General features: G+C 42.6%; 19 protein-coding genes and 1 tRNA gene. 17 read left to right on the plus strand and 3 right to left on the minus strand.

Going from position 1 to position 18,780, the window contains the following annotated elements; translation table 11 throughout:
* The first annotated feature begins 18 nt into the window (after window positions 1-18).
* The 8 genes from ACM44_RS11235 to ACM44_RS11270 all read left to right on the plus strand — a co-directional run bounded on the left by ACM44_RS11235 (window position 19) and on the right by ACM44_RS11270 (window position 9,937).
* Window positions 19-831: an undecaprenyl-diphosphate phosphatase gene (locus ACM44_RS11235; RefSeq protein WP_048500146.1), complete on the plus strand. Its 813-nt coding sequence runs from the start codon at window positions 19-21 to the stop codon at window positions 829-831.
* A 120-nt stretch (window positions 832-951) separates the two neighbouring features.
* The gene (gene truB, locus ACM44_RS11240) at window positions 952-1,653 is read left to right on the plus strand and encodes a tRNA pseudouridine(55) synthase TruB (protein WP_048500147.1); all 702 of its coding nucleotides are present in this window, start codon (window positions 952-954) and stop codon (window positions 1,651-1,653) included.
* Window positions 1,654-1,714: 61 nt separating this feature from the next.
* Window positions 1,715-2,434, plus strand: coding sequence for a 23S rRNA pseudouridine(2604) synthase RluF (gene rluF, locus ACM44_RS11245; RefSeq protein ID WP_048500160.1), 720 nt, complete (start codon window positions 1,715-1,717; stop codon window positions 2,432-2,434).
* Window positions 2,435-2,502: 68 nt separating this feature from the next.
* Window positions 2,503-3,771, plus strand: coding sequence for an alkaline phosphatase family protein (locus ACM44_RS11250; RefSeq protein WP_048500148.1), 1,269 nt, complete (start codon window positions 2,503-2,505; stop codon window positions 3,769-3,771).
* A gap of 102 nt (window positions 3,772-3,873) precedes the next feature.
* Window positions 3,874-6,681: a T9SS type A sorting domain-containing protein gene (locus ACM44_RS11255; RefSeq protein ID WP_048500149.1), complete on the plus strand. Its 2,808-nt coding sequence runs from the start codon at window positions 3,874-3,876 to the stop codon at window positions 6,679-6,681.
* Complete coding sequence (locus tag ACM44_RS11260) at window positions 6,681-7,148, plus strand: hypothetical protein (protein ID WP_048500150.1); 468 nt, start codon at window positions 6,681-6,683, stop codon at window positions 7,146-7,148. The genes ACM44_RS11255 and ACM44_RS11260 overlap by 1 nt, the downstream gene beginning before the upstream one ends.
* Before the next feature lie 43 nt (window positions 7,149-7,191).
* Window positions 7,192-7,734, plus strand: a complete 543-nt coding sequence (locus ACM44_RS11265) for a hypothetical protein (RefSeq protein WP_048500151.1) — start codon at window positions 7,192-7,194, stop codon at window positions 7,732-7,734.
* 37 nt (window positions 7,735-7,771) lie between these two features.
* The gene (locus ACM44_RS11270; RefSeq protein ID WP_048500152.1) at window positions 7,772-9,937 is read left to right on the plus strand and encodes a TonB-dependent receptor; all 2,166 of its coding nucleotides are present in this window, start codon (window positions 7,772-7,774) and stop codon (window positions 9,935-9,937) included.
* A gap of 83 nt (window positions 9,938-10,020) precedes the next feature.
* On the opposite strand, the gene ACM44_RS11275 is transcribed toward ACM44_RS11270, so the two are convergent.
* The 3 genes from ACM44_RS11275 to ACM44_RS11285 all read right to left on the minus strand — a co-directional run bounded on the left by ACM44_RS11275 (window position 10,021) and on the right by ACM44_RS11285 (window position 13,426).
* On the minus strand, window positions 10,021-11,079 hold the full coding sequence (locus ACM44_RS11275; protein ID WP_053215463.1) for an NAD(P)-dependent alcohol dehydrogenase: 1,059 nt from the start codon (window positions 11,077-11,079) through the stop codon (window positions 10,021-10,023).
* Window positions 11,080-11,284: 205 nt separating this feature from the next.
* Entirely contained in the window at window positions 11,285-12,865 is a 1,581-nt protein-coding gene (locus ACM44_RS11280) for a Na+/H+ antiporter (RefSeq protein ID WP_048500162.1), read from the minus strand.
* A 42-nt stretch (window positions 12,866-12,907) separates the two neighbouring features.
* Entirely contained in the window at window positions 12,908-13,426 is a 519-nt protein-coding gene (locus tag ACM44_RS11285) for a GNAT family N-acetyltransferase (protein ID WP_048500153.1), read from the minus strand.
* 262 nt (window positions 13,427-13,688) lie between these two features.
* On the opposite strand from ACM44_RS11285, the gene ACM44_RS11290 reads away from it, so the two are divergent.
* The 9 genes from ACM44_RS11290 to ACM44_RS15355 all read left to right on the plus strand — a co-directional run bounded on the left by ACM44_RS11290 (window position 13,689) and on the right by ACM44_RS15355 (window position 18,663).
* A complete protein-coding gene (locus ACM44_RS11290) occupies window positions 13,689-14,027 on the plus strand; it encodes a single-stranded DNA-binding protein (RefSeq protein WP_048500154.1) in 339 nt (112 codons plus the stop codon).
* A gap of 82 nt (window positions 14,028-14,109) precedes the next feature.
* Complete coding sequence (locus tag ACM44_RS11295; protein WP_048500155.1) at window positions 14,110-14,439, plus strand: single-stranded DNA-binding protein; 330 nt, start codon at window positions 14,110-14,112, stop codon at window positions 14,437-14,439.
* Window positions 14,440-14,532: 93 nt separating this feature from the next.
* Window positions 14,533-14,973, plus strand: a complete 441-nt coding sequence (locus ACM44_RS11300; RefSeq protein WP_048500156.1) for an HRDC domain-containing protein — start codon at window positions 14,533-14,535, stop codon at window positions 14,971-14,973.
* Window positions 14,974-15,071: 98 nt separating this feature from the next.
* Window positions 15,072-15,521: an HRDC domain-containing protein gene (locus tag ACM44_RS11305; protein WP_048500157.1), complete on the plus strand. Its 450-nt coding sequence runs from the start codon at window positions 15,072-15,074 to the stop codon at window positions 15,519-15,521.
* Window positions 15,522-15,634: 113 nt separating this feature from the next.
* The gene (hisS, locus tag ACM44_RS11310) at window positions 15,635-16,987 is read left to right on the plus strand and encodes a histidine--tRNA ligase (RefSeq protein ID WP_048500163.1); all 1,353 of its coding nucleotides are present in this window, start codon (window positions 15,635-15,637) and stop codon (window positions 16,985-16,987) included.
* Window positions 16,988-17,030: 43 nt separating this feature from the next.
* Window positions 17,031-17,447 (plus strand): EamA family transporter, encoded by a 417-nt coding sequence (locus tag ACM44_RS11315; protein WP_048500158.1) that lies wholly within the window; start codon window positions 17,031-17,033, stop codon window positions 17,445-17,447.
* A gap of 60 nt (window positions 17,448-17,507) precedes the next feature.
* Window positions 17,508-18,314, plus strand: a complete 807-nt coding sequence (locus ACM44_RS11320) for a class I SAM-dependent methyltransferase (protein WP_048500159.1) — start codon at window positions 17,508-17,510, stop codon at window positions 18,312-18,314.
* A 100-nt stretch (window positions 18,315-18,414) separates the two neighbouring features.
* Window positions 18,415-18,488, plus strand: a tRNA-Ala gene (locus tag ACM44_RS11325).
* Between the two features lie 28 nt (window positions 18,489-18,516).
* Window positions 18,517-18,663: a hypothetical protein gene (locus tag ACM44_RS15355; protein WP_160304023.1), complete on the plus strand. Its 147-nt coding sequence runs from the start codon at window positions 18,517-18,519 to the stop codon at window positions 18,661-18,663.
* Window positions 18,664-18,780 lie beyond the last annotated feature (117 nt).

Here is an 18,780-nt window from a genome sequence, read left to right on the forward strand (position 1 = left end):
ATTTTTCATAAGTAATCGATGGATTTAATCAGAGCAATCATCATTGCAATTATAGAAGGTTTAACCGAATTTTTACCGATTTCTTCCACCGCTCACATGATTTTCACGAGCTCCATTTTTGGGATTCAGGAAGATGAATTCGTGAAAATGTTCCAGGTCTCGATTCAGTTTGGGGCTATCTTGGCGGTTGTTTATCTGTATTGGAAGAAATTTTTCAATTTCAAAAACCTTAACTTTTATTTGAAACTGGCAGTTGCCGTAATTCCCGCTTTGGTTTTGGGGAAACTGTTTGACGACAAGATCGAGGCCGTGTTGGGAGATCCGATTCCCATTGCGATTGTGTTGATTTTGGGCGGCGTGGTTTTACTCTTTATCGACAAGTTATTTAAAGTCCATACGATTGACGACGAAAAAGATGTTTCGTACAAAAGTGCGATCATCATTGGTTTTTGGCAGTGTTTGGCGATGATGCCGGGAACCAGCAGAAGTGCCGCTTCCATTATCGGTGGAATGCAGCAGCATCTGACCAGAAAAGCCGCGGCGGAATTTTCCTTCTTTTTGGCGGTTCCCACCATGTTGGCGGTAACCGTTTATTCCATTTTCCTTAAAGAATGGAATCACGACGGAACCATGCAGAAAGGCTATGACCTGCTTTTGCAGGGAGAACATCTGAAACTTTTTCTCATCGGAAACGTGGTCGCGTTCGTGGTTGCGGTGATAGCGATCAAATTCTTCATCGGAGTTTTGACGAAATACGGATTCAAACCTTGGGGATGGTACAGAATTGTGGTGGGAATTGCTTTATTGGTTTATTTCACAATGTTTAAATGATTTTTTTGGGCAGCTTTTCCGCCCTCCGTTCCCGCTTTTTTTGCTCCGCAAGCTCCACAAAAAAGAGCTCCACTCAGGTCGGGCTGCAAATTTTAGGCTTCCCACAAAGTAATTGACTAAATGACTGATAAAAATCTTTTAGAAGGCCAAATTATCCTCCTGGACAAACCTTTGGATTGGACCAGTTTTCAGGCGGTGAACAAGTTGAAGTATAAACTGAAACGAGAATTTGATCTTCCCAAGAAATTCAAAATAGGACACGCCGGAACTTTGGACCCGAAAGCAACCGGTTTGCTGATCGTCTGTACCGGAAAATTCACCAAAAAAATACCGGAGATCCAGGACGCGCCAAAAGAATATTTCACCGAAATCAAAATCGGCGTCCAAACCGAATCCTACGATACTGAAAAGCCGGAAATCCTTCATCAGGACTATTCCGCTGTTTCCGATGATTTTATCAACCAGACTTTAAACCAATTCCTTGGAGAGATTGAGCAGAAGCCACCGGTTTTCTCCGCCATAAAAATTGATGGGAAACGAGCCTACGATTTGGCAAGAAAAGGAGAGGAAGTCGAGATGAAATCCCGGAAAACCACGATTCATTATATCAAAGATATTGAAATTGAACTGCCTTTTGTCCGTTTCACCGTGGGTTGCTCGAAGGGAACCTATATCCGGAGTTTGGCGCACGACATCGGTCAGCAACTGGGAGTGGGAGCGTATCTCACGAATTTGCGCCGTACAAAAATCGGGGAATATTCTGTTGAAGATGCGTCCTCAGCATTTTTGGAAAATGATTTTAGATTTTCATCGGAATCTTAAAATTACTCCGTCTTGGAATTCGCTCAGGAACCGTATTACTATTACTCATTATTTACTACTCATGAACATCCGCATCAACAAATACCTCTCCGAAGTCGGTTTCTGTTCGCGCAGAGAAGCTGACAAATTGCTGGAGCAGGGGAGAATCACCATCAACGGAAGGATTCCCGAACTCGGAACCAAAGTTTCGGATGAAGACGAAATTTTGGTGGATGGCGTTTCGATTAGAAAACCGGAAGATAAACATGTTTACATCGTCCTGAACAAGCCGGTAGGAATAGTTTGCACCACAGACACGAAACGGGAGAAAAACAATATCGTTGATTTTATCAATCATCACAAAAGGATTTTTCCGATTGGCCGATTGGACAAACCCAGCGAAGGATTGATCCTGCTCACTTCTGATGGCGACATTGTGAACAAAATTCTTCGTGCCAGAAACAATCACGAAAAAGAATATATCGTGCGGGTCGATAAGCCAATTACCCCAAAATTTTTAGACAAAATGAGAAATGGCGTCCCGATTTTGGGAACCGTCACCAAAAAATGCGAGGTGGAACAAATTGATGCCTTGTCTTTCCGGATTATTTTGACGCAAGGTTTGAACCGTCAAATCCGCAGAATGTGCGAGTTTCTCGGGTACGAAGTGAAAAAACTGAAACGCATCCGGATCATGAACATCAAACTCGATCTGCCCACCGGAAAATGGCGGGACTTAACCCGTGCCGAAATGCAGGAGCTGAATTTGCTGCTGGAAGATTCCGAAAAGACCGTGGATTAGGAAGAATAAGAAAAGTTAACACCGGAGTTGCATAAACTATTTCTAAATTTGGTGCTTTAATCAACAGCATGAAAATAGGTTTCAAACTTTTACTGATTTTTCTGTCCATTCAGGTGTTTTCACAGGCGGATACCGCTCAAGTGACCGTTCCAAACCGGCATAATTCTGCGGAAGCACTTTCAAAACCTTATGTCATCCTGATTTCCGCCGATGGATTTCGGTATGATTACGCGAAAAAATATCAGGCTCAAAATCTTCTAAAACTTGCAGCACACGGCGTTTCCGCCAAAGCAATGATTCCAAGTTTTCCGTCGCTTACTTTTCCGAATCACTGGACTTTGATTACCGGGCTTTATCCTTCGCATCATGGTTTGGTAGATAATTATTTCTATGATTACCAACGCCGGAAATTTTACACCATGAGCAACAAAGAAATTGTAGAAGATGGAAGTTGGTATGGGGGAACTCCGCTTTGGAGTCTGGCTGAAAAGCATGGAATTCTTTCTGCATCGATGATGTGGGTAGGTTCTGCGAGTGATGCAGGTGGAATTCGTTCGAGTTATTATTACCATTATCACGAACAATTCTCACCAATGGAAAAAGTGGAAAAAGTGGTGAACTGGCTGAAATTGCCTGAGAATGTTCGTCCGCACTTTATCTCCATGTATTTTCCGGAGGTGGATGCGAGTGGACACTCTTTTGGGACAGAGGATGATCGCACTGAAAAAGCGGTTCAGCTGATTGATGAAGCCGTGGGAGCTTTGGTGGAGCGCGTAAAAACTTTAGGACTAAAAAATGTCAACTTTATCTTTGTCTCCGATCATGGAATGACGAATGTGGATCGGGAAAAACCTTTGGAAATTCCGGAGATGCTTTTGGACAAAAAAAGATTCGATATTTTCAATTCGCAGACCTTACTAAGAGTGGTGGTTAAAAACCCATCAGAAGTAAAGGGGGTTTACGAAAAATTAAAGCAAGATAAAACTGCAGATTATAATGTTTTGCTCAGCAAAAGATTTTCCCGAAAACTGAAATATGCGCAAAGAGACGACCGCTACAGCCGAATCGGGCAAATCTTGCTGGTTCCGCTTGCGCCGAAGATATTTTTAGAAAAAGGCAAAAAAACATCGGAAGGAAAACACGGTTACAATCCATACCTTACTCCTGAGATGAAGGCGACCTTTATTGCTTTTGGTGATGAAATTAAACAGGGCAAAGAAATTGGTGAATTCAGGAACGTCAATATTTATCCCATTGTGACCCAGCTTCTTAATTTAAAAACTGAGCAGCCGATTGATGGGAAACCCTCTACTGCAAAGCTTGTGTTGAAAAAATAGGGATCAAAAATTTCACAACATTGGCTCCTATTTTCTAAAAGAATTTTGTGAGAATATCTCTATCTTTGGAGAATTAAAAATTAAACAAAACTGAAAGTAATCATGAAAAGTCATTTACTATTATCGACTATGGTTTGTTTTTCCCTACTGGGATTTTCTCAAACCAAGCAAACAGAACAAAAAAATCTGACAGTAAAGCAGCAGCGAAAGCAATTGCAGCATCAGCTTGCCAAGTATGAAAAAAGCTTGAAAAAGCTTCATGCCCAAAAAGACGGAATCCCGCCGAATGCCTATAACGAGCAGGATTTTAAAAACACCATGAATCCTGTCACTGGTGAACCGGAATTTTATAAACTCGTCGCTATCAAAGGTGATTTAGATGCCGGGAAATACCAGCCGACCAAACCGCTTTCGCTTCTCGCAAATGTGGATGGAAACCAGAAAGGAGTGATCGGCGAGCCGTGGACAGAACGTGGTCCATACAATGTGGGAGGAAGGACCCGCGCCATTATGTTCGATCCTAATGACCCTACCGGAAAAAGAGTTTTTGCAGGTGGAGTTTCAGGCGGTTTGTGGGTTAACAATGATGTTTCCAATAACGCTTCGGAGTGGACTCCACTCAGCGGAATGTGGTCTAACACTTCTGTGACCTGCATGGCTTATGATCCGAATGATACCAACACTTTCTACGTAGGAACCGGCGAAGCGGAAACCGGTGATGCGGCAGGTTCCGGAATTTGGAAGTCCACTGATGGGGGAGTAACCTGGACCAATATTTTTGTTTTCTCGGGATCGCCATATACCTCGACTATCAAAAACGGTAATTTCTATATTACCGATATCAAGGTGAGAAACAATAATGGTGTTTCAGAAATTTATGCGGGTGTAAGTGGAGCCAATATCCGTATTTATTTTAATGATGGATGGTTGGGTCTTTACCAAGCCGGCCTGTATAAATCTACCGATGGTGGTGCCACTTTTACCAAATCAACTTCCATGGTGGTTCCAGAAAGCTCCACTATCGGATTGTCTATCCAGCAAATTGAAATCGCGGCTGATAATGCAGTTTGGGTTTCTACCAGAACTTCACGCTTCGGATCTTCAGCTAGTTCGGGAGGGAAAATCTACCGTTCCACAGATGGTGAAAACTTTAGTAAAATTTATGATGCCAACGATGCGAATTCCAGGGTGAAATTTGGATTGTCAAAGACCAACCCGCTAAAAGCCTATGCTTTATTAAGCACATCTGTAGTTACTGAACCAGTGAGAATTATTAAGACCACTGATGGCGGAACTTCTTGGTCTGCGACCAATGATGCCACACCGGTAATCACTTTGCCAAAAGACGCAGACACAGGGATTCCCAATAACGATTTCACCAGAGGACAGGCGTTTTATGATTTGGTCATCGTGCCAGATCCGGAAAATGATGAAATCGTCTATACAGGAGGAATTGACCTTTTTAAATCTACCAATGGTGCAGGAACCTGGACGCAGATCAGCAAGTGGTCCAATAACAATAACCTTGCGGGACTATCTGTCTCAATGGTTCATGCAGATCAGCACGCTATTGTTTTCAATCCGAAAAACCCCGGCCAAATCCTTTTTGGAAATGATGGTGGAATATTCTTTGCCGCCAATAAAAACAGCTTGAATACTACCTCTTCCATCCCAATGAGGAATACGAGATATAATGTGACCCAATATTACGGGGCCACTTTGAACCCGGCAAAGACGCCATCCAATGAGGAATTTTTGGCTGGTGCGCAAGATAATGGGACTTCCCTTTTCGCCGGTGCTCCACTGACCAATAATTTCTATAGTGAATCTTCCTATTATGGCGGAGATGGCTGTAACACAGAGTATGGACCAACCGGGAACTACAAAATTTACAGTTATGTGTACAATTACCACTATATCACCGCTCCAAATGGTAGCAATTATTCCCTGATCAACACAGGTCAAGGAACCACAGGATTATTTGTCAATGTATTGGCGGTGGACCGAAACAGGAACGTGTTTTTTTCAACTAGAGGTGGCTACAGCTTGAACCGAGTGTTGGGATTGAACACCAACAATGCTTATACCCGTTCCACAATCAGTGCAGGAAGTGCCGGATCAGACGGGATTTCCAAACTCACCGTTTCGCCTTTTACCACAGCTTCTACCACACTTTTTGCCGGAACCAATCTTGGGAAATTGATTAAAATTACCAACGCAGACACCACGCCGGTTAACAACACTATCACGACCCCTTTCGCGGGAACAGTTTCAGACATCAAATTCGGAGCGAATGAGGATGAAATTCTGGTGACGGTCTCTAATTATGGAGCCACCATGGTCAATGTGTGGTACACCAATGATGGTGGTGCAAGCTGGAAAAACAAAGAAGGAAATCTTCCGGACATGCCGGTAAGAGCGATTTTCATGAATCCTGACCAACCGAAAGAAGTAATTATCGGGACTGAAATGGGAATCTGGGGAACTTCAGATTTTGATTCCACCAACCCAACTTGGGCGCAATTCTCAGGTGCCATCGGAAATACCAGAATTACCCAACTGGACTACAGACCTGCAACCAGAACTCTCTTGGCGGCAACCTACGGAAGGGGAGCGTGGACCTCTACCAACACGCAGTCAAACATGGCAACAAGCGATCAAGCCACTTCAAAACAGGATTTCAAGGTTTATCCTAATCCATCAAGAGGTTCGGTTTTCGTGAAATTTGAATCGGCAAAAATCAAAAAAGTAGATGTGAGCCTATATGACGCTTCAGGAAAAATAGTTTTTAGCAAGAAAAATGTAGCGTCTGATGAGGAAATGATTACCAATCTGCAAAAAGGATTCTATATCCTGAAAGCAAATAATGGTGCCGAAATGGTTTATACCACTCCCATAATCATCAGATAATGTCCCTGAAGATTTTATTGATACCGATGTTGGTGATTCTTTGCTGCAGTCCAGCGGCGAAAGAATCATCCGCACTCGGGACAGAAACAGCATCAGCTTTAAGGATTCTCAGCGCTACCGAAACCGATTGGTTTGGAGGAGTACGGGGAGTTCGTGGAAAAATTTTCACGATTTGCCTGGAATCCAAGTTGAAGCAGAAACCCACTTTTTCCGATCTGGAAATTATGGACCAAAAGATACCGGTTTCCGTTTCAGTCAAAAATAAAATCTACACCATTACTGCAAGGACCAGCATTTCGAACCCGGTTCCTGATTTTGGAATACCGGAAGAAAATGGGAATCCCACCATTGGAAGCGGGATTTTGCATTATAGTTTAAGCGGTAGCAAAACATTGAAAAAACTGCCTGTTCCGAAATTTATCCATGTGGAAAACGTGGTGAAAAATTCAGAGGAACCGGTTCAATAATTTAGACTAAAGTGGGTAGATTTTATCCACTTTTTATATTTTAATGAGATTTAAAAATCTTTATCTTCTTCTAATTGCGGCATTAATTACAGTTTTTGTATTTAATCTGCAGATCCTTACTGCTTTTAGAAATCATGTTAAATATAAAGTCAAGGTTGATATCATCAACAAAAATTTTAAGCGGAAGACGGTTTTGGTGTTTGCGGAAAACCAGCTGAAAAACGCCCATTGGATTGATCAGCACGAATTTATTCTGGATGATGCAATGTTTGATGTGATCATGAAGGAAGAGATCGATGGTAAGACCATTTATCACTGCTACAAAGATGGCAAAGAAAATAAGATCCGGAAAGTCCAAAAATTCATCGCTGAACACTTGCGTTTCAAACATCATCAAATTCCCGAAATAGGTGCTCCAAAAATAGTTTTTCACGCGCCTCCCAATCATTTCTTTGAAAAGCCGGAAGCGGATGGTGTTGAATTGGCGGGCATCATTTTTCTGTCCACTGTATTTCCTTCGAAGAAGTTCAGTTTTACCTCTAATTATTGCCAAAAGCTAAAAATCCCCCCTGAAAATTACTGTTAGATTTTCAATATTTTTTTTAACAGTAAAATTTTCATTAATGAATAAAACATTATCAATTGTTGCCATTTTTGCAGCAACATTCCTCTGTGCTCAGCAGGAACAAATGATCGATACCGTGCAGATCAGCGGTAGAACCAAAGTGAAAAAAGAGCGGGCGGAATTCAAGAGACACGGGCAAAGTACCGAGACCCTTAGCGAATATGAACTGAGCCGCAACAACTCCGCCTTTGTGGAACAGACCTTGAATACCATGGCGGGAGTCCAGGTCGATAAAAGAACCAATTTGGGTGGACAGCGAGTCGTGGTTCGTGGTTACGGAAACGACCAGAAATTCAACAACTGGGGAACGAAGTTTTACCTGAATTCCGTTCCGCTTACCAATGCAGACGGAGTGACGCTTTTGGAGGATATCGATTTTTCGCTCATCAATAATATAGAAGTCGTCAAAGGTCCTGCTGCCACGATGTATGGAGGCGGAGTTGGCGGTGCCGTGAGATTTTATATGCGTCCCGAGATCACGAAAGGCGTGTCGCTCTCCGAAAAAATTGCGGCCGGCTCATTCGGACTTCTGCAATCCAATACCCGTGTTGATGCGGTGGGAGATCACTATTCCGTGATGTTGAATTACGGTCATTTGGAAAGTGACGGATATCGACCGCGAGGAAGCAGTCTTAAAAACAATTATGCCTTCCTGGGAACTTTCAAGCTCAATCCGAAACAGTCCTTGACGGTTTATGCCAGTCATAATTTCTCTAATGAAGGTGTTTCCGGACAGATATCTTATGCGGACTATTATGCCGGAATCGATAACGGGAATTATGCCTATGCCAAGAAAAACGCGGGAAATAAATTCATTTCTGATCGGGTCACGGTTTCCCATCACTGGAATATTTTGCCGAATTTCAGCAATATGACTTCGGTTTATTATTCTAATCTTGATGCCAACAGAATTGCGGCGGGAGCTTATGAACAAAGCATGAACCCGAATTATGGATTCCGTTCCACTTTTAGCCTTAAAAATAAAATCGGCGAAGATTTTCAGAATTCGGTAGAAGCCGGAGTGGAGTATACCGATTCCCGCTCTTTGGTGACCAATTACCGGTTTACGGGAACCAATGATGCGGTACCCAATCAGGTGCAGGATCTGGCAAAAGGCGGAAGCTATTTTAAGAATATCAATCGGGCATATACGGTTTTCGCCATTGAGAGGTTGACTTATGTTCCATACGATATGAGTCTATTGGTCGGAGTAAGCGGAAATTCCCTTCAGTATGAAAGACTTGATTTGTTGGCTATGCCGGGACTGGTTCCCAATTACAACAAGGATTTGTCTTTCCAGAAGAATTTTTCCACGGTTTTCACGCCGCATTTCGCCTTACAGAAAACCTGGCACAACCAGATTTTCAACCTAAGTTACAGCGAAGGTTACAATGCGCCAAGTGCCGCAACCGCTTTTATTGCGGGAACGGGCAAAGCCAATGATGACCTGAAACCGGAAAGGGCTCAAATGTGGGATTTCAGCATCCACGGATTGTTGGAGCATACGCATTTGGATTATCAGGTTTCTGTGTTCAGGATTGACGTGAAGGACAAGCTTACGCAGCTTTCTGGTGGAAATTACAACTATTGGGCAAATACCGGAAGTCAGAAAAATCAGGGATTGGAGCTGAGTCTGGGATATGTTTACCATCCCAAAAACAGTTTTTTAAGCAGCATTCGTCCTGTTGTAGATTTGTCTTATTACGATTTCAAGTATAAAGATTTTAAGACGATGACCGGTGGAGTTTTGCAGGATTATTCGCACATGTCGGTGGTGGGTGTTCCCCGAACTAAGTTTACGGTAGGATTGGACTTTGACACTCATTTTGGAATCTATCTGCTTAATACCTTCAGTTATTTGGACAAAGTGTACACTGATTTCAATAATTTTAATCCGCAGAATCCCAATCCTTATGTGGACGGTTTCACGCAGTACAATGCGAAACTTGGATATAAGCACAGTTTCGGGAAGTTTGACCTGGATGCGTATATCGCGGGAAATAATCTGACCAGCCAGATTAATTACACTTTTCTTTTCCTCGGAAATAATGTGAAGGACAGCGATCCCGGTTCGCAATATTATGGAGTTGCCACTACCGATGTCAATCCAGGACCGTCAAAGGCGTATTTCTTTGGTGGACTGAATTTGAAATATCGTTTTTAGGCCGCTTTATCAATAAATATTGCCACGAAATCACGAATTTTCATCGTGGGCTCGTGGCAATTTTTTTATCTGGAAAAGTGGATTTACCCTTTCAAGCTCTGCATGTCGATCACGAAACGGTACCGCACATCGCTCCTCAACATTCTTTCGTAAGCATTGTTGATGTCCTGCATATTGATCATTTCAATTTCGGGAAGGATATTTTTTTCGCCGCAGAAATCCAGCATTTCCTGGGTTTCCTTGATTCCTCCGATTACAGATCCTGCAACAGAACGTCGCCCCAAAATCATTGGAACGGTTTTCAGCATATCTTCCATCTCACCGAGATAGCCCACCAAAACCAAAGTTCCGGAAACTCCCAATGTCAAAATATAGGGATTGATATCGTGGTCGTAAGGAACGGTGTCGATGATCAAATCAAACTTTCCTTTAGCGTTTTTCATTTGGTTTTCATCAGTGGAAATGATCATTTCATCTGCACCCATCGCTTTTGCTTCCTGCTCTTTGGAAGGTGTTCTGGAGAACAGGGAAACATGCGCTCCCATTCCTTTTGCAATCTTGATCGCCATGTGACCAAGTCCGCCCAAACCGACCACGGCCACTTTTGAATCCGGACCCACGTTCCAGTGTCTCAAAGGGGAATAGGTGGTGATTCCCGCACAAAGAAGCGGTGCAACCGCCTTTAAATCTAGGTTTTCTGGAATTCTTAAAACAAAATCCTGATCCACAACTACTTTTTCGGAGTAGCCGCCATAAGTTTGCTGTTCCAAATATTTGTCTTTGCTATTGTAAGTTCCGGTATTTCCGTTGAGGCAATACTGTTCCAAATCCTTTTGGCAGCTGTCGCAGGTTCTGCAGGAATCCACCAGACAGCCCACTCCGGCCAAATCTCCCACTTTGAATTTGGTGACTTCCGAACCTACTTTAGTAATCCTTCCCACGATTTCGTGGCCGGGAACTGCGGGATATTTTGTTCCGCTCCAATCGTTTCTCGCGGTATGTAAATCGCTGTGGCAAACCCCGCAATAGAGGATGTCGATTTCCACGTCTCTTGGCTGAACTTCACGCCTTGCGATGTTCATTTCTTTCAAATCGGCGTCTTTTGCCTCGGTTCCGAAAGCTTTAACTTGATAAGTGTTCATTTTATTTAAATATTTTTAATCGTTTTTCCATTGGTTTCTCCATTTTGCTTCATGCAAATTTACATATAGTTCAAGGGCAAAACATTCAAAATTGAGAAGATTAACGTTTATTTAAGATGGGAAAATGGCCCATAAATCCACAGTCTTCATGAACAGCATATTGAGCTAATTTTGAAATCAAAGTCGAAATATTGATCGGATCATTTTAGCTCCCCAGATTCAGTTTTTCTTCCTGAAGATCGAGGAGACGAAGGTGTTTCCGTATAATCTCCTCATCCAAAAGCAGTTCCGAACGGTTTTTTGCGATGATCCATTTCCGCTGTTCCTCGAGAATTGCGGTGTTGATGTCGCGGTATTCGTCATAGTTAAAGATGATTTCCGACGAATTCACTCTGTTTTCCCAGATTTGAAGTTGTTCGCTGAGTGCCGGGAACTGTTCGAGTTTATGCCGATAGTCCTTCTTCACTTTAGCAATGGCGATTTTTGCCAGTTCATGCCTTATTTCATTGTCTATTTCTCTTTCTGGCTTTATGAAATCCCGGTCTTCCAGTTTAATTTTAGAAATCAGCCACGGTAAAGTCAAACCCTGGACAACCAACGTTAAAAGGATCACCACGAAGGTGATAAATAGGATCAGGTTTCTTTGTGGAAAAGGCGAGCCATCACTCAGGGTGAGTGGAATTGAAAGTGCTGCAGCCAATGAAACCACTCCCCGCATTCCACTCCATCCAAAAATCATCGGCATTTTCAGATTTGGCGGCAAATCGCGATCTGCAACCGTTATGAAATTCCGCATCACCAAAGTTACGACCAGCGCGCCATAAGCCGCTAAAATTCTAACCAAAATCAAGACCGCGGTAATCAGCAAGCCATACTTGAAAGCGGTCCAAACACTGGTGGTTCCCAATCCCTGCACAATTTCGGGCAAGTCTAAACCGATCAGCATGAACACGATTCCATTGAGTATGAAAACAATGCTTTCCCAAACCGTTACTGCACGAAGTCTGGAGGAGCTGCTCAGGAACTGGTGCGCACGGTATGACAAAAAAAGTCCGCCCGAAACCACCGAGAGTACTCCCGAAGCATGTAATTCCTCGGCGGTAATGTACATCACAAAAGGTGCAACAAAGGTTAAAATAATGTCGATATTGGCACTCGTGGGAAAAAGCCGGTGAACTTTGTAGAAAACCAATCCCACCAAAACCCCGATTAAAACGCCTCCCAGACACATCCAGAGAAAACTTGCTGCAGCTTCTGCCCAAATGAATTGTCCGGTTGCAACCGCGACCAAGGCAAACCGGAAAATAATCAGTGATGATGCGTCATTCAATAAACTTTCACCTGCCAAAATAGATTGGAATCTTTTCGGGATTTTCATGAATTTCAGAATTGCACCTGCGCTCACCGCGTCCGGTGGGGAAACGATTCCGCCCAGTAAAAATCCAAGTGCCAAAGAAATCCCGGGAATAAAGTAATTGGCCACGAAAGCCACGGCAATTGCGGTAAGCAAAACCACAATGAACGCGAAACTCAACACGATTCTGCGCCATCGCCAAAGTTCTTTCCATGAAGTGGTCCATGCAGCTTCGTAAAGTAGTGGTGGCAGAAAGATCAGAAAAATAAGTTCCGGTTCGATATGGATCATCGGGATTCCGGGGATGAGACTGATTCCCAATCCCGCCAAAACCAGCAAAATGGGATATGCAATCTTTACTCTGTCGGCAAGCATGATGAGAAAAGTGATCAAAACCACTACCACTAAATAGAATGAAAGATGATCAAGCATTTGCATTTTGGGTTGAAATTGGGGATGCGTTTTGAAAAATAATTACTGAAGAACCTTTTCATACGCCAATCTTTCGGCACCGCGGAAATAGACTTTCCCACAATAAGCATATCCCAGTTTCTGCAGAATATGAAGCATGGCTCCGTTGTCAAAATTGGTATCGACTTTAATGCTGAAAACATTGTTTGCTCTGGAGAACTCTTCTATCTTGCTGAAAATCTTCATGGCATAACCTTTTCCGGCAACCGCGTCGGCAACCGCCACCCGGTGAACTACGTGGAAATCTCCGTCAGTCAGCCATTTTCCTACGATTTTGTCATAAGCTGGTTCGTCATTCAAAAGAATTGCGGAATAGGCCACCACGTCTTCATTTTCCGTCAAAACATAACCAATTCCCCATTCAATATCGGTTTTCACGGTTTGCTGGTTTGGGTAGCCATCTTGCCATTGTCTGGAACCGTCGTTTTTCCTCCTCTTAATCGCCTGTTGCAGTATCTCCCAAATCTTTTCGGAATCGGAATCGTTCGCTTTTCTCCAATTAATATTTTCGGAATTTTTCATCAATCAAATTTATAAAATTGAACTGGTTCTTCAACTACACTTGAAATTTTGCAGCGGTTAATTATTGACATTCTTAAAAATCAAAATTTATCTCAAAAATAAAATACTGATTAGCAATGTTTTATCCGTTGCAAACGACTACAAACGATTTTAAACAATTCTCTACCGACTAATTTTTGCAAAGCGGTGAACCTTTGCACCAGAGATTTGCGGAAAGACAGTGAGACGCAATTCTAATGTTTAATTATAAAAATTTAAGATCATGTCACTAAGAAACAAAGCTACCCTAATCGGTAGAACAGGAAAAGAAGTCGAAGTAGTAAAATTCGAAAACGGTCAACTCGCAAAAGTAAGCTTGGCAACGACCGATCATTACACCAACGCAAATGGTGAAAAAATCGAGGAAACGCAATGGCACAACCTGGTTTTCCACGGGAAACTTTCAGAGATTGCTGAAAAATACGTGAAGAAAGGGGATGAAATTGCCGTGGAAGGAAAGATCGTTTACAAAAGCTATGATGATAAAGATGGCGTGAAACGCTACATCACCGAAATTCGGGTGGATGAACTGGTAATGGTTGGAGGAAATAAACCTGCCTGATTTTTCCCTGCTTTGCCAATCCCGAAGCTTCCGGATTGGCAAAGTTTATCAAACATTATTCATTACTCATAAAACCTAAACCATGTCACTAAGAAACAAAGTTACCTTAATCGGTAGAACAGGAAAAGACGTCGAAATCGTAAAATTCGACAATGGTCAAATCGCAAAAGTAAGTTTGGCAACGACAGAATATTATACCAACGGTCTCGGTCAGAAGGTTGAAGAAACCCAATGGCATAATCTGGTTTTCAACGGAAAGCTTGCGGACATTATGCAAAAATATGTGGAAAAAGGCAAGGAGATCGCTGTGGAAGGCAAACTCGTTACCCGAAATTACCAGGATAAGGAAGGAGTCAAACGCTATTTTACTGAAATCCGTGTGGAAGAACTCGTGATGGTCGGAAGCAAATAATTCGGCTGAACTGCATCGCTTCGTCAAATTTCTGAGGAATCCTCTTGCTGACTTTGACAAAGTTTTTTTACAAATTATTTTAAGCTCCGAATCATGAAAATTAAAGTCCTGCAAATCAGAATTTCCGAAAGGTTTCAGCATCCGGATGAGTGTTTGGTCAACGATTTTCTTGACCGACATGAGATCATCCAGATGAATGCGAAATTGATCGAGGACGAAACGAATTATTGGTCCATTCTGATTTATTACAAAAATAAAAGTGCATCCACTGTTCCTCAAAAATTCTTTGTGGCCAGTGAAAAAGAGTTGTCAGAAGATGAAAAACTGATCTTTTCTGAACTAAGAAAATGGAGGATGTCCAAAAGCAAGGATCTTCGATTGATGCCTTTTATGATCTGTCATAACACCCACTTGTTTTCCATCGCGAAGTACAAACCGCAAACCGCGGAAGAATTGTTGCACATAAAAGGTTTCAACGAAAGCAAGATAAAAAAGTATGGCCTGGAAATCATTGAGGTCCTTCAAAATGTGTAACCATCCAAGACTCCGTTGTCGATCTTTCAGATTCGCTCTGGGCCGACCATTTCAGGCACCGCAATTCAAAACTTATTATTCATCCAAAACTAACAACAATGAAGGTTAAAATTTTAAAAGTACGTTTATCGGAGGAGTTCATTTATCAGGACCAAAGAATCCTCGACCAGTTTCTGCAACAAAATACCATCTACAAATACGAATCTGCATTTGTGCGCGATGATGAAAGCTACTGGTCCGTCATTCTGTACTACGAAGAACTGAAGATGACGGTAAATGAATTGAAATCACAGCAGTATTGCGCGGAGGCGGATGCCGAACTCAGTTCTGATGAGGTGAAAATCCTGGATTCGCTCAAACTCTGGCGCGCGGAGAAATCCAAAGATCAAAGGATTCCAAGTTATTGCATCGCGACCAACAAAGAACTTGTCTTAATCGCAAAATGCAAACCGCACAGAAAAGAGGAATTGCAAGACATTAAAGGTTTCGGTAAACACAAAATTGAGCATTATGGCGAAGAAATCATCGGGATTCTGGGACGCATTTGATGAAATCAATTCTTCAGGGATTCTAAATCCTTGAAGGATTGCCATAATTCCGTATTTTTGCAAACAAAGCGTGGGGATCGCTCCGTACTTATTATTACTCATTAATGATCAAAATGAAGCCAAGTTTAGCAAAAGGAACCAGGGATTTTTCGGCGCAGGAAGTTACCCGCCGAAAATTCATTATCAATACATTACAGCGGAATTTCGAGCTTTTCGGATTTCAACCCTTGGAAACGCCGAGTTTTGAAAACCTTTCCACACTCACCGGAAAATACGGAGAGGAAGGAGACCGATTGATTTTCAAGATCTTAAACTCCGGAGATTACGCTGCAAAAACCAAAGATGAAGATTGGACGAACAAAAACTCGCAGAAACTGATTCCACAGATTTCTGAAAAAGCATTGCGGTATGACTTGACGGTACCTTTTGCAAGGTATGTTGCGATGAATCATGGAACCATGACTTTCCCATTCAAACGATACCAGATCCAGCCAGTTTGGAGGGCAGACCGGCCGCAGAAAGGAAGATTCCGCGAATTTTATCAATGTGATGCAGATGTGGTGGGAAGTGAGAGTTTATGGCAGGAAGTGGAACTGGTCCAATTGTATTTGAAGTCATTTGCAGATTTGAAGATTTCGGTTACGCTTCATTTAAACAACCGGAAAATCCTTTCGGGATTGGCAGAATATGCCGGGATTGCTGATCAACTGATCGACTTTACGGTGGCACTCGATAAGCTTGATAAAATAGGAAAAGATGGAGTGGTAAAGGAATTGCAGGAAAAAAACATTTCCGCAGAAGCCCTCTCGAAATTGGATTTCCTTTTTAGCCAGACTGATGATGCTCTAGAGAATATTTTGGAGCTGAAGGAAAAGTTCGCCGGAAATGAGACCGGTACAAAAGGAGTGGAGGAGTTGGAGTTTGTTTTAACGAAATGCCTCGACTTAGGAATTCCTGCCGAAAATTTGAAATTCGATATTACCTTGGCGAGAGGACTGGATTATTACACCGGAGCTATTTTCGAGGTGAAAGCAGATGAGGTGCAGATGGGATCCATCGGCGGCGGCGGAAGATATGACAACCTCACCGAAGTTTTTGGCGTGAAGAATATTCCGGGAATTGGGATTTCTTTCGGGTTGGACAGAATTTATCTGGTGATGGAGGAGCTTGGTTTGTTTCCTGAAGGTGTGGAAAATGCCGTGCAATACCTTTTTGCAAATTATGGCGAAACCGAATCTCTGGAGGCGATGAAGATCATCACTCAGCTTCGTGAAGCAGGGGTTTCGGCTGAGTTGTATCCGGAATCCGCGAAGTTGAAAAAGCAGTTTACCTACGCCGAGAAGAAAGGGATTCCAAACCTGGTCTTCTTCGGCGAACAAGAAATTTCCGAAGAAAAAATTACCGTGAAAAACCTGCTGTCCGGAGAACAGGAAACGCTTTCCATCAAAGAATTTATCAAAAATTAAATAAATACGAACGCTCAACTTCAACCTTTAAACCAAAACCCAGATGTGGTGGATCTATGCACTTCTTTCCGCAGTTTTCGCCGCCCTTACTGCGATTTTTGCTAAAGTGGGGATCGAGCATGTAAACTCGAATTTGGCGACTGCTATCAGAACAGTTGTTGTTTTGGTGATGATCTGGCTCATTGTGATTGTCCGCGCAGAAACGAAGGGAATTGGCGAGCTTCCGTTCAGGACCTGGTTTTTTTTGGGTATTTCCGGAGTGGCGACCGGACTTTCGTGGATATTTTATTTTAAGGCGCTGCAGCTGGGTGAAGTCTCCAAAGTTGCGGGGATTGACAAACTGAGCCTGGCTTTGACGATTATTTTTGCAGTCCTCTTTTTGGGAGAGTCCCTTTCGTGGAAAACGGCAGTGGGTGCAGGATTAATTATTGCAGGCACCCTTTTTCTGATCTGGAAATAACTCCCTCGTTCTCAACCTCAACCTCAACCTCAACCTTAACCTCAACCTTAACCTCAACCCATGGAAAATTACCTCGAAATCAACCGAAATTCCTGGAACGCCAAAGTGGAACCCCATTTGAAATCTGACTTCTATTTTGTGGAAGATTTCATCAATGGGAGGAACTCGCTGAATTCCATTGAATTAGCACTGTTGGGTGATGTGAAAGGAAAAGAAATCCTTCATCTGCAATGCCATTTCGGGCAGGATTCCATTTCATTATCTAGAATGGGTGCGAAAGTGACCGGCATCGATTTATCCGACAAAGCGATTGCAGCCGCAAAAGATTTAGCCCAAAAATGTGGCAGCCCTACCGAATTTATAGTTTCCGACCTTTATGGATTGCCGAATGTTTTGGACCAGAAATTCGACATCGTTTTCACCAGTTACGGTGTGATCGGTTGGCTTCCAGACTTGGAAAAATGGGCGGAAGTGATTTCCCATTTCCTGAAACCCGGGGGAAAGTTTGTGTTTGTTGAATTTCATCCTATGGTATGGATGTTCGATGACGAGTTTAGCTTTGTGAAATACAATTATTTCAACGAAAAAGCCATCGTGGAAACCTACGAGGGAACGTATGCGAACCGGGAAGCGGGGATTAAGCAAGAATACGTCATGTGGAACCACCCGACTTCCGACGTCTTGAACAGTCTCCTGCGGGAAAACCTTCAACTCATTTCCTTCGACGAGTACGACTGGTCGCCGTACGGATGTTTCCAGCACAATGACGAATTTGAAAAAGGAAAATACAGGATCCCTCAGTTTGGGAATAAGGTGCCCCATGTTTTTTCTCTCGTCGCCGAAAAACTCTCCAATGAGCGCGAATAAAATTTTAAAGAAGTCGGAATATTTATGAGAAAAATTTGTATTATTGCAATCTCAATTTCGGATCTTAAAAGGACCATTTTAGAAATCTGAATTGAAAAAGGGGGGATTAGCTCATCTGGCTAGAGCGTTAGACTGGCAGTCTAAAGGTGGTCGGTTCGATCCCGATATCCTCCACAAGGTAAAGCACAGAACAAAAATTGTTTTGTGCTTTTTTGTTCCAAACATCGACGAGGTGGTGTATTGGAGCGTGCTGAAAGATTTCAAAAAGGTGTTCGATTTGTTCGGGATGACCTTTGTGGAAACTTCGGTGATATTGACCACCCAGTTTCAATTTAAACTGACCACCTAAGTTCGGTTTAAACTGACCACCTAATTTCGGAGTAAACTGACCACCCCTTTTTTCATTCAGTGAACTGCTTTTTTCATGTGTTAATGTAGGTTCAAATTTAGATAAAAATTACTGTTT

This window comes from Chryseobacterium koreense CCUG 49689 (genome assembly GCF_001045435.1).
Classification (GTDB): domain Bacteria; phylum Bacteroidota; class Bacteroidia; order Flavobacteriales; family Weeksellaceae; genus Kaistella; species Kaistella koreensis.

Excerpts from the sequence above, each read along its gene's own strand:
- ACM44_RS11235 (WP_048500146.1), top strand. The coding sequence starts at position 19 with ATGGATTTAATCAGAGCAATCATCATTGCAATTATAGAAGGTTTAACC.
- truB (WP_048500147.1), top strand. The coding sequence starts at position 952 with ATGACTGATAAAAATCTTTTAGAAGGCCAAATTATCCTCCTGGACAAA.
- rluF (WP_048500160.1), top strand. The coding sequence starts at position 1,715 with ATGAACATCCGCATCAACAAATACCTCTCCGAAGTCGGTTTCTGTTCG.
- ACM44_RS11250 (WP_048500148.1), top strand. The coding sequence starts at position 2,503 with ATGAAAATAGGTTTCAAACTTTTACTGATTTTTCTGTCCATTCAGGTG.
- ACM44_RS11255 (WP_048500149.1), top strand. The coding sequence starts at position 3,874 with ATGAAAAGTCATTTACTATTATCGACTATGGTTTGTTTTTCCCTACTG.
- ACM44_RS11260 (WP_048500150.1), top strand. The coding sequence starts at position 6,681 with ATGTCCCTGAAGATTTTATTGATACCGATGTTGGTGATTCTTTGCTGC.
- ACM44_RS11265 (WP_048500151.1), top strand. The coding sequence starts at position 7,192 with ATGAGATTTAAAAATCTTTATCTTCTTCTAATTGCGGCATTAATTACA.
- ACM44_RS11270 (WP_048500152.1), top strand. The coding sequence starts at position 7,772 with ATGAATAAAACATTATCAATTGTTGCCATTTTTGCAGCAACATTCCTC.
- ACM44_RS11275 (WP_053215463.1), bottom strand. The coding sequence starts at position 11,079 with ATGAACACTTATCAAGTTAAAGCTTTCGGAACCGAGGCAAAAGACGCC.
- ACM44_RS11280 (WP_048500162.1), bottom strand. The coding sequence starts at position 12,865 with ATGCTTGATCATCTTTCATTCTATTTAGTGGTAGTGGTTTTGATCACT.
- ACM44_RS11285 (WP_048500153.1), bottom strand. The coding sequence starts at position 13,426 with ATGAAAAATTCCGAAAATATTAATTGGAGAAAAGCGAACGATTCCGAT.
- ACM44_RS11290 (WP_048500154.1), top strand. The coding sequence starts at position 13,689 with ATGTCACTAAGAAACAAAGCTACCCTAATCGGTAGAACAGGAAAAGAA.
- ACM44_RS11295 (WP_048500155.1), top strand. The coding sequence starts at position 14,110 with ATGTCACTAAGAAACAAAGTTACCTTAATCGGTAGAACAGGAAAAGAC.
- ACM44_RS11300 (WP_048500156.1), top strand. The coding sequence starts at position 14,533 with ATGAAAATTAAAGTCCTGCAAATCAGAATTTCCGAAAGGTTTCAGCAT.
- ACM44_RS11305 (WP_048500157.1), top strand. The coding sequence starts at position 15,072 with ATGAAGGTTAAAATTTTAAAAGTACGTTTATCGGAGGAGTTCATTTAT.
- hisS (WP_048500163.1), top strand. The coding sequence starts at position 15,635 with ATGAAGCCAAGTTTAGCAAAAGGAACCAGGGATTTTTCGGCGCAGGAA.
- ACM44_RS11315 (WP_048500158.1), top strand. The coding sequence starts at position 17,031 with ATGTGGTGGATCTATGCACTTCTTTCCGCAGTTTTCGCCGCCCTTACT.
- ACM44_RS11320 (WP_048500159.1), top strand. The coding sequence starts at position 17,508 with ATGGAAAATTACCTCGAAATCAACCGAAATTCCTGGAACGCCAAAGTG.